Annotated in this window: 11 protein-coding genes and 1 pseudogene; 2 read left to right on the top strand and 10 right to left on the bottom strand. The window is 62.6% G+C overall.

Annotated features, from left to right (window positions below; all coding sequences use genetic code 11):
• Positions 1–166 precede the first annotated feature (166 nt).
• From CVM73_RS41665 to CVM73_RS29710, 4 genes and pseudogenes are all read right to left on the bottom strand, one after another.
• A complete protein-coding gene (locus CVM73_RS41665; protein WP_245452467.1) occupies positions 167–1,447 on the bottom strand; it encodes a TRAP transporter large permease in 1,281 nt (426 codons plus the stop codon).
• 222 nt (positions 1,448–1,669) lie between these two features.
• Positions 1,670–2,143, bottom strand: a pseudogene (locus CVM73_RS41660) (TRAP transporter small permease); the annotation flags it as partial.
• 148 nt (positions 2,144–2,291) lie between these two features.
• Entirely contained in the window at positions 2,292–3,293 is a 1,002-nt protein-coding gene (locus CVM73_RS29715; RefSeq protein WP_100235333.1) for a DctP family TRAP transporter solute-binding subunit, read from the bottom strand.
• Positions 3,294–3,490: 197 nt separating this feature from the next.
• Entirely contained in the window at positions 3,491–4,261 is a 771-nt protein-coding gene (locus CVM73_RS29710; protein ID WP_100235332.1) for a methyltransferase domain-containing protein, read from the bottom strand.
• Positions 4,262–4,408: 147 nt separating this feature from the next.
• On the opposite strand from CVM73_RS29710, the gene CVM73_RS29705 reads away from it, so the two are divergent.
• Together CVM73_RS29705 and CVM73_RS29700 are read left to right on the top strand one after the other, a co-directional pair.
• Positions 4,409–5,152 carry an SDR family NAD(P)-dependent oxidoreductase gene (locus CVM73_RS29705; protein WP_100235331.1) on the top strand — a complete coding sequence of 248 codons (744 nt, stop codon included), beginning with the start codon at positions 4,409–4,411 and terminating at the stop codon, positions 5,150–5,152.
• Between the two features lie 381 nt (positions 5,153–5,533).
• Positions 5,534–6,403: a Crp/Fnr family transcriptional regulator gene (locus tag CVM73_RS29700; RefSeq protein WP_245452464.1), complete on the top strand. Its 870-nt coding sequence runs from the start codon at positions 5,534–5,536 to the stop codon at positions 6,401–6,403.
• 340 nt (positions 6,404–6,743) lie between these two features.
• On the opposite strand, the gene CVM73_RS29695 is transcribed toward CVM73_RS29700, so the two are convergent.
• The 6 genes from CVM73_RS29695 to cax form a co-directional block, all read right to left on the bottom strand.
• Positions 6,744–8,663 (bottom strand): adenylate/guanylate cyclase domain-containing protein, encoded by a 1,920-nt coding sequence (locus CVM73_RS29695; RefSeq protein ID WP_245452463.1) that lies wholly within the window; start codon positions 8,661–8,663, stop codon positions 6,744–6,746.
• A 172-nt stretch (positions 8,664–8,835) separates the two neighbouring features.
• Positions 8,836–9,453, bottom strand: a complete 618-nt coding sequence (locus tag CVM73_RS29690; RefSeq protein ID WP_245452462.1) for a DsrE family protein — start codon at positions 9,451–9,453, stop codon at positions 8,836–8,838.
• Between the two features lie 24 nt (positions 9,454–9,477).
• A complete protein-coding gene (locus CVM73_RS29685) occupies positions 9,478–10,107 on the bottom strand; it encodes a hypothetical protein (protein ID WP_245452461.1) in 630 nt (209 codons plus the stop codon).
• On the bottom strand, positions 10,104–11,138 hold the full coding sequence (locus CVM73_RS29680; protein WP_430641323.1) for a TAXI family TRAP transporter solute-binding subunit: 1,035 nt from the start codon (positions 11,136–11,138) through the stop codon (positions 10,104–10,106). Before CVM73_RS29680 ends, CVM73_RS29685 begins: the two co-directional genes overlap by 4 nt.
• A 72-nt stretch (positions 11,139–11,210) precedes the next feature.
• Complete coding sequence (locus CVM73_RS29675; RefSeq protein WP_100235329.1) at positions 11,211–12,845, bottom strand: coiled-coil domain-containing protein; 1,635 nt, start codon at positions 12,843–12,845, stop codon at positions 11,211–11,213.
• A gap of 951 nt (positions 12,846–13,796) precedes the next feature.
• Entirely contained in the window at positions 13,797–14,897 is a 1,101-nt protein-coding gene (gene cax / locus CVM73_RS29670) for a calcium/proton exchanger (RefSeq protein ID WP_100235328.1), read from the bottom strand.
• Between the last annotated feature and the right edge of the window lie 319 nt (positions 14,898–15,216).

The following is a 15,216-nucleotide window of genomic DNA, read 5'->3' as shown; positions in this document are numbered from 1 at the left end:
TTAAGACGCTCGTCGCCGAAATAGCCGATATCCATCTCCGCCATCGCTCCGCTGCTAGAATCACGACGGCCTACACAGAATCACACGCGATTCATGCAATGCAAGAGATCTGTGCCCAAGCTAGCCCACAAGGGGAGAGGGTGCACCATTCGTGCCGCTCGCGCCACTACATCCCGAGCAGCCGCGGCAGCCACAATGACAGGCCCGGCCAATACGTCACCACCACCAGGAATCCCAGCATCGTCAGCAGCCACGGCCACACCGCGACCGTGAGCTCGGTGATACCCATCTTCGCGATCCCTGAGGCGACGTAGAGATTGAGGCCGACGGGCGGATGGCACAGTCCGACCTCCATGTTGACCGTCATCAGGATGCCGAAATGAATCGGATCGATGCCGAGCTTGACCGCGACCGGAAACAGGATCGGGGCCATGATCAGGATGATCGAGGACGGCTCCATCACGTTGCCCGCCAGCAGCAGCAGCAGGTTGACGAGCAAGAGGAAGCCGATCCACCCCAGGCCCTGGTCGATCATCCATTGCGCCAGCGCCTGCGGCACGTTCTCGTAGGTCATCAGGAACGAGAACAGCACCGCGTTGGTGATGATGTAGAGCAGCATCGCGGAGAGATTTGCCGAGGACAGCAGCACGCGCGGGACGTCGCGCAGCTTCAGATCCTTGTAGATGAACACGGCGACGATGAAGGCGTAGACCGCGCTGACGGCGGCGGCTTCGGTCGGCGTGAACAGGCCGCTGTAGATGCCGCCGATCACGATCACGATCAGCAGGATGCCCCAGATCGACTTTCGGAACGCATCGAAACGCTCGATGAAGCTGGCCTTCGGCATCCGCGGATAGTCGTTGCGCCAGGCGCGATAGAACGTCGTGGCGCCGAGCAGCGAGGCCAGCACGAATCCCGGCACGATGCCGGCGATGAACAGCTTGCCGACCGAGCTGTTGGTCGAGACGGCGTAGAGAACCATCGGGATCGACGGCGGAATGAGGATGCCGAGCGAGCCCGACGTCGTGATCACGCCCGCCCCGAACCGCTTCGGAAAGCCTTGCGCGACCATCGCGGGCAGGATCACCGAGCCGATCGCCACCACGGTTGCCGGCGAGGAGCCGGAGATCGCGGCGAACAGCGCGCAGGCGACCACGCCCGACAGCGCGAGACCGCCGTACCAATGGCCGACCAGCGAGGTCGCGAAGGTGATCATCCGCCGCGCGACGCCGCCATGGGTCAGGAAGTTTCCGGCGAGGATGAAGAACGGGATCGCCATGATCTCGAAGTTCTCGATGCCGGTGAACAGCTTCAGCGCCACCGATTCCGTTCGCACGTCGGTCAGCGTGAACATGAAGCTGAGCACGGTCAGGCCCAGCGCGATCGAGATCGGCATGCCCGTGAGCATCAGCGAGAGCAGAAGCGCGAACACGATGAAGACACGCAGGCCGTGCGGCAGGGTGATGACATGGGCCGCATGAGCGAAGCACAGGGCGACGATCAGGACCGGCAGCAGCATCAGGATCCAGCCGAGCGGGCTGCGCTCGTCGCGAACGACCTGGCTGGGCGTGACCGGGGCCGGATGCACCGGATCCGCCTCGACACCCTCGACGCCTGCCATGTCGTGATGCGGCAGCTCGCCGGTGTGGTAGAACGACCAGGCGACCTGCAGGAAGCGGAAGCACATCAAGCCGGAGCCGAGCGGGATCGTGAGATACACCATCCACATCGGTGCTTCCAGATCGTTGGACTGCTGGCCGGTCTGCCACATCTGGCTGACGAACGCGGCGCCGAAATAAGCGACGATGGCGGTGAAAAGCGCACCGCAGAGAAGGCCGAAGGTGATCACGCGCCGGCGCGACCCGCCGGGGAGGATGTTGACCAGCACGTCGACGCCGACATGGATGCCGGTCCGCACGCCGTAGGCGGCGCCGAACTTCGCCATCCAGATGAACATGTAGATGCAGAGCTCCTGCGCCCAGGACAGGTCGAGCGCGGCAAGCCAGGCGAACGTCGCGCGCGCGGGCACGGCGAGGAAGGCCAGGTTGCGGGCTTCCGCCCATTTGGCGATGTCGATCGACAGCCCGGCGCCATAGCGGTGCAGCACCGCGACGAAGATGAGCGACGTCGCAGCCGCGATCATCGTCGCGATCAGCCACTCCTCGAGATGATCGAGAAAACGATTCAGCACGCGCAGCAACTTGGTCCCCCCGGATTGGATCATTCAAGCGCAACGGCCGGGAGCGCGATCACCCCCGACCGTTGGTCGTGTTCTTATTGGGCCGCAGCCGTCAGTTCATCTTGACGTCGAGTTCCTTGGCGATGAGATCGAGCACCTCCTGCCCGACCCGCCCCTTGGCCCATTTATAGGTCGGCTGCATCGCTTCCTGCCAGGTCTTGCGGTCGGCGTCGGTGAGATAATGCAGATTGGTCTTGCCCATCTTCTTGATCTCGGCCAGCGCGTCCTCGTTCTCCTGGCGCGCGATCGAGTTGGTGTAGTCGGTCGCCTCCACCATCGCCTTGTCGAGCTGGGTACGGATATCGGGCGGCAGGCCGGACCAGAACTTCGAGTTGACGATCACGGCATATTGCAGATGCGCGTGATAGGATACGGTGATGTCCTTCTGCACCTCGTAGAACTTCTGCGTGAGGTAGTTGGACGCGGTGTTCTCGCAGCCGTCGACCACGCCGGTCTGCAAGGCCTGGTAGACTTCGGAGAACGCCATGATCTGAGGGATCGAGCCCATGATGCGGAGATATTGGTCGGCGACCTTCGATCCGGAGATGCGGAATTTCAGCCCCTGGAAATCGGTCGGCTTCAGCAAGGGACGGTTGGCGGAGAGCATGTGGAAGCCGTTGTCCCAATAAGCGAGGCCGGTGATGCCCTTGGCCTCGAGCTTCTGGAACAACCACTTGCCGACCGTGCCCTTCATCGCATTGGCATAGGTCTCTTCGTCCTTGAACAGCCAGGGCAGGTCGAGCGCCTCGAACTCCTTGATGCCGAGCGGGGCGAATTTCGCGGTCGAGGGCGCGAGCATCTGCACCGAGCCGAGCTGCAGCGCCTCGATCTCCTCCTTGTCCTTGTAGAGCGTGGAGTTGGGGTAGACCTCGACCTTGACCTTGCCGTCGGTGTATTTTTCAGCGAGCTCCTTGAACTTCAGCGCGCCCTTGCCCTTCGGGGTGTCGTTGGCGACGACGTGGCTGAACTTGATGACAATAGGACTCTGGGCTTGGGCGATGGCAGGAGCCAAGAGAACAGCCGCGGCAGCGACCGCGGCAAGCAGCTTGCGCATGAAGGTACCTCCCAATAACCGCTGAAGCGGGTTCTTTTTGTTTTTCAGGTCAGTAGTGGCAGCAATCCGCCACCCGAACAACTAGACCTAAGCCCAATTTGCCGCAGCCAAGCTAACTTGACGACCGCAGTCTGCGCAACCCGGCGTCCGCGCGAGTCCGGGGGAACGAGCGCTTATGCCGCATTGCGGCAGTGCCATCAGCCTCTGCGCTGAGCGATCATGAAGAGGCGCCGGAACGGGAACAGCGTCTGCCCCGCCGCATTCTTCGGATAGGCCTTTGCGACGCGCATCCCATAGGCGGCTTCGAATGCGGCCTTCTCATCGCCTTGCAGGACATCGAGATAGCGCGTCAGCCAGGTCCCCTTGGTCCATTCCTTCACGGGGTTCTCGCCTTCGAGCACCTGCAGATATTCGGTCTCCCAGATGTCGATGTTGGCCGACATCGGCGCGAGCAGATCGTGATAGAAGGCCGGCCCCTCGACCGGTGGCGGGGTGACGAGATGCTCCACCTTGGACCGCCACGGGCCATCAAGCGCGGTCTCGCCGATCAGCACATGCGAAGGCGCGAGGAAATTGCGCGGCATCTGCACCGCGAGCACGCCCCCATGCGTCACCTTCTCCATCACCGACGGAAACAGTGCCGCATGATTGGGCAGCCAGTGCAGTGCGGCATTGGAATAGATCAAGTCGTACTGCCCGGCGGGACTCCAATGGCCGAGATCCTCATGTGACCATTCCACGTCCGGCGCCGCCTTGCGCCCGGCAGCAACCATCTCGGCCGAGCCCTCGACGCCAGTCACGCGTGCATCCGGCCAGCGCTCCCTGATCAATTTGGTGACGTTGCCGGCGCCGGCGCCGAGATCGGCGATCGCGCGCGGCGCAAGATCCGGAATCCGCATCAACAGATCGACGGCGGGCCGGAGCCGATGGCCGGAGAACTTCAAATATTGCTGCGGATCCCAGACCATCCTTCGACGCCTTTTCTTTTTCGTATTTCCTTCGCCAAGGCTCTTGGTTACCACTGCTCGTCCCGGTCGGGCAATTCGCAAGCCCCCGGGACAGGGCGGGAAACCAACAGCAAAAAAGCAAAGCGACAACCAAGAGAGCGTGTGACCATGGACCTCGGGCTCAAATCGAAAACCGCTGTCGTCACGGGCGCGAGCATCGGCATCGGCCGCGCCATTGCCAAGGGCCTGGCGGCCGAAGGCGTGCATGTCGTCGGCGTGGCGCGGCGCACCGACCTGCTTGCCGAGCTGGTGAAAGACGTCGGCGGCGGGTTGATCACGCCGTTCGCGCAGGACGTGATGGCCAAGGACGCCGCCGAGACCATCGCGGCCTTCGCGCTGAAGGAGCTTGGCCATGTCGACATCCTCGTCAACAATGCCGGCGGCAGCCGTCCCCTGCCCGTCGATGCGCCCGACAGCAAATGGGACGAGGCGATCGCGCTGAACTTCACCAGCTACCGCCGCATCGCCCATGCATTGCTGCCGCAGATGATCGGACGCAAATGGGGCCGCATCATCAACATCACCGGCAAGTCCGAGCCGGAAGGCCTCAACGCCGCCTTCGCCGCCAAGGCCGCCGTGCACGCCTGGGCCAAGGGCCTGTCGCGCGAGGTCGGCGAGCACGGCATCACCATCAACTGCATCCCGCCCGGCCGCATCATGAGCGAACAGATCCGCCGCAACTACCCGCCGGATTATCGCGAGCGCTTTGCCGAGGAGGAGATCCCGGTCGGCTATTGGGGCGAGCCGGAGGATCTGGCGGCACTCGCAGTGTTCCTGGCCTCGCCGGTGGCGCGCTACATCACCGGCACGGTGATCCCGGTGGATGGGGGGTTGCGGAGATATCAGTTCTAGGGCGTGGCTGCCTCAATCCGATAAGCCCGCGCAAGCACGCCGAGTTCGCTCCACGCTCGGGAGCGGAGCTGTCGGCTCGCCTTGGTGCCCTCCTGTCGCACGTCCGATTTCTGGTGACCGAGAGTTAACGGTTCGGTTACCTCGATACGCTCTCGCGCCCAAGCAGCCCATCTTCGGAACTCCGCCAGCGCATGAGATGATCGCATGTACGGCCTGCTGCTATCGATCGCTGAATGGGCAAAGATCCAAATAGTATGATGTATGCAAGAGCCTGCTTTGCGAGAACAGCGGCAAGCGCTCCTCCGCAGTTCTCCGCGCTTGATCTCGACTGATGGCTCTGTTTGGATGGTTTCGTTGGGGCAATTCGTATTTCGGATAATCATGCTGGATGAAATAAATGGATATCGTCGTTCGTTGGACGCGGGTTCACGAGAAAGCATCGTGACCGTCCACCGCACGGGAATCGGCAATCGGCTACTGGCGACGTTGCCGCCTGCGGATCTCGGCTTGCTCACGCCGTATTTCCAGAAAGTCTCGTTCGAGACCGATGCCGTCCTGGTGCGATCGGGCGATGAGCTCGACCCGGTTTATTTTCCTCATAGCGGCGCAATCGCGTTCATGCTCGATATGCCGGACGGGCAATCGGTCGCAACCACCCTGATGGGACGGGAAGGCGCTTTGGCCTCGTTTTCCGTGCTCGGCCCGTCGCTTTCATCCGTGACCGCGATTGCTCGCATGGCCGGCACGGCGTCGATGATTTCCGCCGCCAAATTCAGGGCCGCCTATGCGCAAAGCGCAGCCATCAGGAATGTCGTGCAGGTCCACGCCCGCGCGGTGTTATTGCAGCTCCAGCACGTCGCCGCTTGCAACGCGCTGCACCGGGTGGATGGCCGCCTGGCGCGGTGGCTCCTGCAGCTTCACGACCGCGTTCCCGATAACCCTCTTCCGGTGACGCAGGAGGCGCTTGCGCAATTGCTTGGGGTGCGGCGAACGACAGTGACTCTGACGATGAGCAAGCTACGCGAGGCCGGCGCCGTCCCGTCCGACCGGCGCGGGTTTATAGAGATCGATCGGGCACGGCTCGAGAGGGTCGCATGCGATTGTTATGCGCTCATGCAGCGCAACATCGACCGGATGTATTGCCAGGAATTGTCGCTGCAGCCTGCCAATCGGCCATTCCGGCAAAGCGCCATCGGCGCCTCCGAGGGAGCGGATGGTGAATCCAGATGCGCTTCCCGGGCCGGAAAGTAGGAGCAGAGCCTACAATCGCGATGACGGTGCTCGACTGCACCCAGTCGACGAATGGCGGAGGTTCGCCACGCCTCCAGTCGCGGCCGCTCAAAGAGGCGTGACCTGATTTAGATCGTGGATTCCCATCCGAGGCTCCAATTGGGCGACGCGGGCCGTCATTTTCTCGAGCCGCACGGTGATCCCGGTGGATGGGGGACTGCAGTTTTTAGTGGCGGACTCCCGAATCCGATCACCCCACGAAAACATGCCATGTCCGCTCCGCGCTCGGAGCGGACAGCACTTGGACGCTCGAGCGAGTCGGCTGAGCGCCCAGAACGGGCGAGCACTGACGTGCACGGGATCATTCCGGCATTCCAGCCCGGCGCAGACCTTCGTAAACTCGCTGGCGCTGGGCGAGAAATGCCGGCCGGTCAGAGGGCTCCACGGCCTTGAACCGGCTTAACGTGAAGTCTGGATTAAGGCGCCGAAACTCCGCCATCTCGACTCGCGCGGCGGCTTCCTGTCCGGCAAGGGCAAGCGCGCTGGCGAGAAACAGGTGACCGAAGCTGCTGCGTGAATTGAGGTCCACCGACCTCCTCAGCCACGCGACGGCCTCATCGTCGCGTCCGAGATGAAGGTTCGCAACCCCCACGAACATCTGCCACATCGAGAGGCTCGGGTCTCGGGGACTGATCTGAATCGCCTTTTGCACGTGCCCGAACGCCTCCTCCGGTTGCCCAAGTATGACTTTGGTCGCGCCGAGCATCCCATAGCTGCTGGCGAAATTTCGATCGAGCGCGATGGCGGCTTCATATTCTCCGACCGCTTGCTCGAGACGCCCGAACTGATAATGCAAGCCGGCCTTCATGTAATGCGCAACGGCGCTCTTGGGATCGAGAGCCAACGCCCGGTCGACCGCTTCCCCTGCCTGTCGCAGGTCTTCCTCACGCGACCGGCTAAAGCGAGAGTTGGAAAGAAGCGTGCCGCCCAGACCCACCCACGCCGGCGCAACATTGGCGTCGAGCCGAATGGCCTCCTGGAAAAGGCGGCGTGCCTCCGATACATCTTCGCCCTGGCGGGCTCTATTGATGATGGCGGTGCCGCGCATCACGAGGTCCATGGCGTTGGGATTGTTCGGCCGCTGGCGCAGCGCTCGTTGACCTTCGGCCTCGACGAGCTCCACGTTCAGCGCTCGCGCGATTCGCGCCGTGATTTCGCTTTGCATCTGCAAGAGATCGCTGCGCTGGTAATCGAAGCGGTCGGCCCACAGATGAGCGCCGGTCTCGCCGTCGATGAGCTGGGCATTGACTCGCACCTCGTTCGCGGAACGCCGAACGCTGCCTTCGAGCACGTAGTGCACGCCAAGATCGCGCCCCACTTGCTTCGCGTCCGTCGGCTTGCCCTTGTAGGTAAACGCCGTGTTCCGAGCGATCACGAAGCTGCCCGAGATGCGCGACAGGTCGGTCGTCAGGTCCTCGGTCAATCCGTCAGCGAAATAGTCCTGTTCGGGGTCGCTCGAGAGGTTAGCAAACGGCAGAACGACGATTGACAGCGGGGGAGCAGGTGCTTGAGACCGCGCCGCAGGACCGATCGTTGCTGACGGCGGGTTTCTTCCGAGTTGCCACCAAAAGCCGGCGGAAACGACCACCAGCGCGACTCCCGCGGCTGCAAGGCCGGCACGCAACGCGCGACTTGGTGAGCGGACGGCAGCCATAGGCGCGGCCATTGGTGCCGCATAGTTGTCGAAATTGATGCCAAAGACCCGGATTGGACGAGCGATGTTCTTTACACTGTGCTCCCCGCGATCCTCGAACGTGAGGCTGGGTAACCTGTCGCGCACCTGATCGTGCACCGCCTGCGACACGCATACCTCGCCCGGTCCAGCAAGCGCCTCCAGCCGTGCCGCGACGTTGACGCCGTCACCATAAACGTCGCCTTCGTCGACGATGATGTCTCCAAGATTGATACCGACGCGGAAGACTATGCGTTTGTCCGGCTGCAGATCGCGGCTGCGCGCAACCATGGCCTGCTGGACCTCGACCGCACACTGCACCGCCTCGACGACGCTCGGAAACTCAACCAACACTCCATCGCCGGTCGTCTTGACGATGCGGCCTTGGTGCTGGGCGATCTTCGGATTGATCAGCTCGCGGCGATGTGCCTTGAGACGCGCGAGAGTTCCCTCCTCATCCGCCCCCATCAGCCGGCTGTAGCCGGCGACATCAGCGGCGAGGATTGCCGCAAGCCTGCGCTCGACGTGGTTGCGCATGCCCGATCCCATGGGAGTCTCCGTACGGGCATTCTAGGACTTTCTTGTCCAGGCCGCAGCAATCTTGACTGCGCCATCTTGGCAACCTGCTCTGCCCCCCGCTCTCGGCGCAGGCCGGTTCGAGCTTCTGGAGGCGACACGTGCAATCGGGCGATTCATCCCTGGCCCGCATTACCGGCGGACCTCACGGCTTGACGTAGCTCCAGCCCTGTTCCTGCAGCTCCATGACGCGGACGACACCGGATTTAACGACCGTCGCCTGTGGGATCAGGTTGATATCCTGGTTCTCCGCCTTGCGCATGTTGTCCCGGGTATTGCCGCAGGCTTTGAACGAGATTTCGGGATGGCTCATCGCGAGCACCTCGATGCGCGGCTTCACCGGCGACGTATCATCGCGCAGCATGTGAAGGCCGGGGCCAAAGGTGACGACCTCGATCGACACGGCTTCACCGAGGTCGTGGTAGTATTGCGCGACGTTGGTCGCGTTGTTGAGGGCGAGGTTCATCATCGCAGGCTCGTTCGAATTGACCTGAAGTATCAGCTGATGCGGCGTCTTCGCGCTCTCGGTTTTTGTCGCCTGAGCCACCCTGGTTTCGTTCGCAGCTTCCTGCTTGATCGCGTGATTCTGCCCCGGCTTGCCCGCCTGCTTCTGTCTGGCCGAAGGCTTCGGATGGCTCACCTGGTTCTTCGCACTTGCCTGCGGGACCAACTGGTTGTCCTGCTGCGCCTGAGCGCTCGGCCCGGCCAGAAGCAGCATCGCCAAGCCGCCAATGACTGCCATCGCGAATTTTGGATTGATCATCTCGTGTCTCCCGTTCACTGACCATCACCTTCCCGGTCTGGCGACGGCATGTGGCCATTTGCACGCAACCGCCATTTTCTTGCGCACGTTCTCGAATCCGCCGAGCAGGAATTGTCCGTCTTGCACCGGACCGGTGCGGGTGAAGAGGCGCACAACGATGTGACCGTCGTCGGGTAGCGCGTTCAGCAACTTTACGACGTCGCCCCCGAAAGCGACGCCGGAGCCGAATGACGGCGAGGCTCCTGCGAGTTGCATTGGCGTATCCGCATTCAGCCGTAAGGAGATGACGTATTCGTTGGCGCTCCGTGACAGCGCCGGTCCGGCGACCGTGACTTCCGTGCGGCCTTTGCGGCAGTGGATTGCGAGTTGCATCGCCCCTCCATCCGAGCCGCCAACCGAAGGGGTGGTAGCGGTGACGACGGGTGAATAGTCGACCGGCGAGGTGGTCTCGCTGATCAGCCAGCCGTCGTCTGACGCCCGCCGCCCGGGTGGCGGAATCTTACGTGACAGATCTTGCAGACATTCCAGCCGGCCCTGCCCTTCCGTCGCCGAGCAAGCCCGAAGTGCTTCCATGGAATCGCTCGCGCTTTGCGCGTAGGCAATTCCGCAGGCAAGGTTGAAGGCGACGGCGAGCGGAGGAACGGCAGTTTTCATGGCTTCGCCTGGGCGCTGCGCGCTTGGCGATCCAGCCATTCCTGCGCGGCTTGGAAGCGGGTGAGTCCCGGGATGGTTGCGGCGAGATTGATCGACCGCCATTTCGGATCAAAGCCCGGTGCCTGCAGGCGGTCAATCCGCGAGAACAGGTAGTCGACGAGGCGCGCCACGCGCTGATAGCGGTTCGAGCCTGGCCGCCAGTTGAACGCAACGAGCGCTGTCGGCACCGCGATGGTCGAGACCCGATCGCCCTGCTTGATCAGATTGGGATACTCGATCGCGTCCAACGTCGCGGGCAGATAATAGTCCTCGAATCTCCTGTCGTAATGGACGGGGAGAAACTTGAATCCCGCCTCCCAACGGCCGCGTACGAAGGCGTCGACGGGTTTCGACGTGATGAACACGACGGCCGACATCTCACCCTTGCGCATCTGTTCCAGGGCAAGCTGATGCGGGATGAACGTCTTGTCGACGTCGATGCCGAGGCGGCTGAAGATCAGCGGCCCGGAATAGGCGGCTGCGGTGCCCTGGGTATTGAAGTTCACTTTCTTGCCAGCAAGATCCTGCAGGCTCGCGATCTCCGGCCGCACGAAGATGTGCAACTCGGACGGGAACAGATTGAGCAGATAGGTGATGCGGTTTTGGATCTGCGGAACCTGAAGCTTGTACTCGTCGAGCGCGTCGGAATTGATGATGGCGGTATCGACCCCACGCAGATAGAGCAGCGCATTCAGATTGTCGGTGGCGCCACGGGTGACGATCGGCAGGAGATGCAGCTCTGCTCCGTCGTCGACGACACGGGCCATTTCCGCCGCGAGGCGGATCGGCGCGCCCTCGAGCAGGCCGCCGGCGAGCCCGACGGTCCAGGCGTTCATCCGGTCCTTTTCGCTCTCCTGAGGGAGCGGCCGTCGGACTACTTGTGCGTCCGCCTTGGCGGTTCTTGCGGTTTGTGCTTCCAGGCAAGCCGGTTGAAGCACGATGGCAATCGGCACCAGCGCGGCGAGCAGAAGCGACGAGAGCGACCTTGGCATCTTGTTCATGTCGTTCCTTTCCGGATGACCCACCGCAACCACTCGTCCCAGTCAGAATGCAAAAGCCCACTCTCAGTGATGCAATGCATCCAGTCGTTCCTTGGCTCCGCGAATACCGCTCCTCTGTGCCTTCGCGTAGAGCTCTCGCGCCTTGGCCGCCTCGCCGCGCGTTCCATAGGCACCCCAAGCGGACAGAACCGCCGGATCATATGTCTCCGCGAGCATGAAGATCGCCTGCGCAATGTTCTTCTCGGCAGCGAGCTCGAGTACAATCCGCGCTGCACCAATGTTGCCCTGATCGAGCAACGCTCTGGCACGCGGGATCAACCGGGCCTCCACCTCGTCCTGGCCCGGACTCATCGGCGGCTCCGCTGCGATCACGTTCTGCGCCGTCGACAAGATCGGGCCTTCATTTCTTTGCTCTATCGGGGCGCGCTCATCGGTGCGGCGCGATACCGAAGCGAGGTCTCTCTCCCTGGCTTCGGTCTTGTTCCGCTCCTGTTGCAGCGACTGCCGCAGTTCGGCAATCTCTCGGTTCGCTGCCTGTCTCTGCTGCGAGACCGCATCGTTCGCCTCGCGCAATTGCCCGTTCAGGATTTCGATGTCCCGGCGCGTTTGCGCAAGTTTGCCCTCCAGCGCGGCAGCGTGAGCCTGGGCCTCTTCGAGGGCACGGCGTTGTTGCTCAGCGTTCGCCGTTGCCGACCGCGCGCCGTCCGCCTGTTGCGCAAGGGCTGCGTTCCTTTCGCGCTCCTGCTGCAGGGACTGCCGCAATTCCGCGATCTCCCGTCCCGCCGCCTCGCTTTGCTCCGCCGCCGCACCGTCGGCCGTGAGCGATCCGCGAGGTATGCCGGCAAGTTCGCTCGCGAGCGCCGCGGCGCGTGACTGCGCCGCGTAGCGTTCCTGCTCAGCGCTTGCCGCTGCCGCCTGCGCGGCGCTCACTCGCTTCGCCAGGACGGTGCTCTTTTCCCGCTCCCGCTGCAGGGACTGCTGCAGCTCAGCGATCTCCCGCGCCGACGCATCTCTGTGCTGCGCGGCCACCTCGTCCGCGTTGCGCGCCTGCGCGATACGGGCCTCGATTTCGCGGCGGGTTCCGGCAAGTTCGTCCGCGAACGCGGCGCTGCGGGCTTGTTCCTGTTGAAGCGACTGCCGCAGCTCCTCCGCGGCAATTTCCGCCGTGTGCGTGCGCTGGACCGCCTCATCAAGCTCCTTGCGCGCGCCGGCCAGCTCAACGGGGAGTGCATCATTGCGCAGAGCGTCTGCGTCGCGCCCTTGCCCAGCGCGCGCCGTGCTCGCGGGCACCGCCAGCATCAGGGTGCCGGTCGTTTCGCGCTGAAAGAGTGCTAGCGATCCGGGCGCGATTTCCGGGCGCTGATCGAGGCCGACGGTGCTCTCGCCGTCAATGCGCGTCCTTTCCAGAACCGTTTGTGCCTTGAACGGGTCGAACGCACCGAGCAGGGCCACCCCAACGAAGATGACGGGGACCAGAACGACCGCTGCAACGAGCGAACTGCCCGATTTTTCGTCCTCCGGATCGACATCCTCGGTTTCGGGACACCAATGGGTCGGTGAAAAGCAGATTGGAGAGCCGTCCTTCCCAATCCATCTGCCCGCCTTGGGCGACCAGTGACCGGCTTCAACAGCCCCCGCCGCATCTTCTATCCAGATGTTTTCTCCATCCCTGGGTGCGGTATCGATTGATCGGCGCATGTATCACGCCTCTCTCGAGAGCAACTCCAATGGAGCGATCGCCCGGCCTGTTCGCATGGTTTCGGTACCCGATAACACGCGTGGATCGAAATAATGTCCCGGCGCGGCGAGGCGCTCAAATTAAATAAATAAACAATTAAAATACATATAATTTTGACCGAGCGCAAAGTCAAATTAAATAAAATGAGGCCCGATGACACGAGATGGGACTTCGTCCAGTCCTGCTTCATCGCACCGGATTTCAGTCATGCGCACGTTCCCGGCGGTTACACGCCGGAGCTTGTACATCGCATGGAATATAGGCACAGCGCCGCGAATATGCGTATCTGACCCGTGTTCTCGTCGCGTCGCAGAGCCGGGGAGTGACCGATGCGCATTGCATTGCCCTATTTAGGAATTGGCGTCTGCCTGTCCGTTGCGACCTGGTTGGCGCTGGGGCTTATATCCTAGCGGCGATTGTCCGCCGACGAGCTCGGAAGCGACTCGGACTCTCGCTCGAAATCACGATCCAACAGCGGCTTGATCCCTGCCACACCTCGGTACCGCGGTCGGGCCACGTCTCCTGCCGAGCGTGCCGCCTATTTCACACCTTGTGAATGAACCTGTGCTACCGTCATTTAAACTTATGGGTTCAAGGCCATTTTGTTTTCTTGCCCGACGTCGGTCATTTTTTAACAGTCACAGTTTAGGGGCGCGTCATGAGTACTCGTGGTCAGGTGTGCGACCGTATTGTGGTTCTGCGTCAACGTGTCTCGTCGCTCAGCTCTCAATTGGCAGAGCTTCAGAACCTTCGTACCCGACTGGAAAAGGCCGAGGAAAGACGAATCCGCAGACGTTCGAAAGTCAGTGGTATCTGGGCGACGCGGCGCCGATTTTGGCAGTAGCGGCGAGTCGACGGCCGCAAGCCCGCTATCGATGGCCGACCAGGCAGCTACGCCGGGCCAGCGCTCTTCATCCCTGGCCCGCCGGCGGGATGACGTACAGCGTCAGCGCAAACACCGCATAGATGAAGATCATCAGCGCGCCGACGAACCATGCCGAGCGCCCGCTGGCGGTGATGAAGGCCGACGTCACCGTTGCAATCATCACCATGGTGACGGCCCCCGGCCAGAACTGCAGGTCCATCGGCTTCGGCCCCACGACGTAGCTGAGCAGAACCAGCGCGGGTGCAACGAACAGCGCGATCTGCGAGGCGCTGCCGAGCGCGATGCTGACGGCCATGTCGAGCCGGTCCTTGCGCGCCGCGGCAAAGGCCACCGCGAATTCGGCGGCGGCGCCGACCAGCGAGACGACGATGAAGCCGACAAAGGCCGGGCTCATCCCGAAGGTTTCCGCCGCCTTCTGCACCGATTCCACGAAGATTTCGCTGACGAGCGCGACCAGCACCGTGACGACCAGCAGCGTGCCGATGGCTGTTCCGATCGGCCAATGCGCCTCCTTGTCGTCGCCATGATCGGCGCTCGCGAACAATTCCTTGTGGGTCCGGAGCGAGAACAACAGGCCCAGCCCGTAAGCGATGATGAGCAGGACTGAAATGCCGAGGCTGAGCTTGTTCAAGATGCCTCCGCCCTGCGGCAGGTGCTCGATATCGGCGACCGCCGAAGGCGCAAGCAGGGCGACGGTTGCCATCAGCAACAGGCCGGACGAGAGCCGCGCGCCGGCGCGATTGTACTCCTGCACGTGATAACGCAGGCCGCCGACCAGCAAGCAGGCCCCCAACATGAATACGGCGTTGGTGACGATCGCGCCCGCAATCGAGGCCTTCACCAGCATGTACTGGCCTGCCCGTAGTGCCGTGATGGCGATGATCAGCTCCGTCAGATTGCCGAGGGTTGCATTGAGCAGTCCGCCCACGGCATCACCGGTCTTCGCGGCCACCGCCTCGGTGGCGTGGCTGAGCAGCGCAGCCAGCGGCACGATCGCAAGCACCGCCAGCACGAACAGCAGCGTGTGGGAATGCGGCGCGGCTGCCTCGGCCACCAGCACGATGGGCACGAAGGCGAGCATCCAGAGCAAAGGGGTATTCCGGATTTCCTTGAGCAGAGTCTGCATGTCGGCCGCCCTTTCCATCGATGCTCTGATGGAAAGGTCTGGCGGCCCTGCGAGCGGAGTGTTGATCTGCCTCAACGTCGGCTTGGGGAGACAGCGCGCGCATGATGAAAATGCGGCCTGCTCCCGGCCCCATCGCTGTCACGTTAGCATCCTGCCAGTGTTTTGCCCGACGGGTCAACTTGATCGCGGCCGCGAATGTCGTCACGACACGGCTCGAAAATCCCTTATCAATCAAAGGGGCTCCTACTGTGCATGGGGTTGTTTTTCGACTTTTTTGTTTTGGCCTCCCCATGCGCTCGCAGCACGCCCATGTGATCTT

The organism is Bradyrhizobium forestalis, assembly GCF_002795245.1.
Taxonomy (GTDB): Bacteria; Pseudomonadota; Alphaproteobacteria; order Rhizobiales; family Xanthobacteraceae; genus Bradyrhizobium; species Bradyrhizobium forestalis.
This window is presented reverse-complemented; position numbering and strand designations above follow the sequence as displayed.

Excerpts from the sequence above, each read along its gene's own strand:
- CVM73_RS29715 (WP_100235333.1), bottom strand. The coding sequence starts at position 3,293 with ATGCGCAAGCTGCTTGCCGCGGTCGCTGCCGCGGCTGTTCTCTTGGCT.
- CVM73_RS29680 (WP_430641323.1), bottom strand. The coding sequence starts at position 11,138 with ATGCCAAGGTCGCTCTCGTCGCTTCTGCTCGCCGCGCTGGTGCCGATT.
- CVM73_RS29695 (WP_245452463.1), bottom strand. The coding sequence starts at position 8,663 with ATGGGATCGGGCATGCGCAACCACGTCGAGCGCAGGCTTGCGGCAATC.
- CVM73_RS29690 (WP_245452462.1), bottom strand. The coding sequence starts at position 9,453 with ATGATCAATCCAAAATTCGCGATGGCAGTCATTGGCGGCTTGGCGATG.
- CVM73_RS29685 (WP_245452461.1), bottom strand. The coding sequence starts at position 10,107 with ATGAAAACTGCCGTTCCTCCGCTCGCCGTCGCCTTCAACCTTGCCTGC.
- CVM73_RS29710 (WP_100235332.1), bottom strand. The coding sequence starts at position 4,261 with ATGGTCTGGGATCCGCAGCAATATTTGAAGTTCTCCGGCCATCGGCTC.
- CVM73_RS29675 (WP_100235329.1), bottom strand. The coding sequence starts at position 12,845 with ATGCGCCGATCAATCGATACCGCACCCAGGGATGGAGAAAACATCTGG.
- CVM73_RS29705 (WP_100235331.1), top strand. The coding sequence starts at position 4,409 with ATGGACCTCGGGCTCAAATCGAAAACCGCTGTCGTCACGGGCGCGAGC.
- CVM73_RS29700 (WP_245452464.1), top strand. The coding sequence starts at position 5,534 with ATGCTGGATGAAATAAATGGATATCGTCGTTCGTTGGACGCGGGTTCA.
- cax (WP_100235328.1), bottom strand. The coding sequence starts at position 14,897 with ATGCAGACTCTGCTCAAGGAAATCCGGAATACCCCTTTGCTCTGGATG.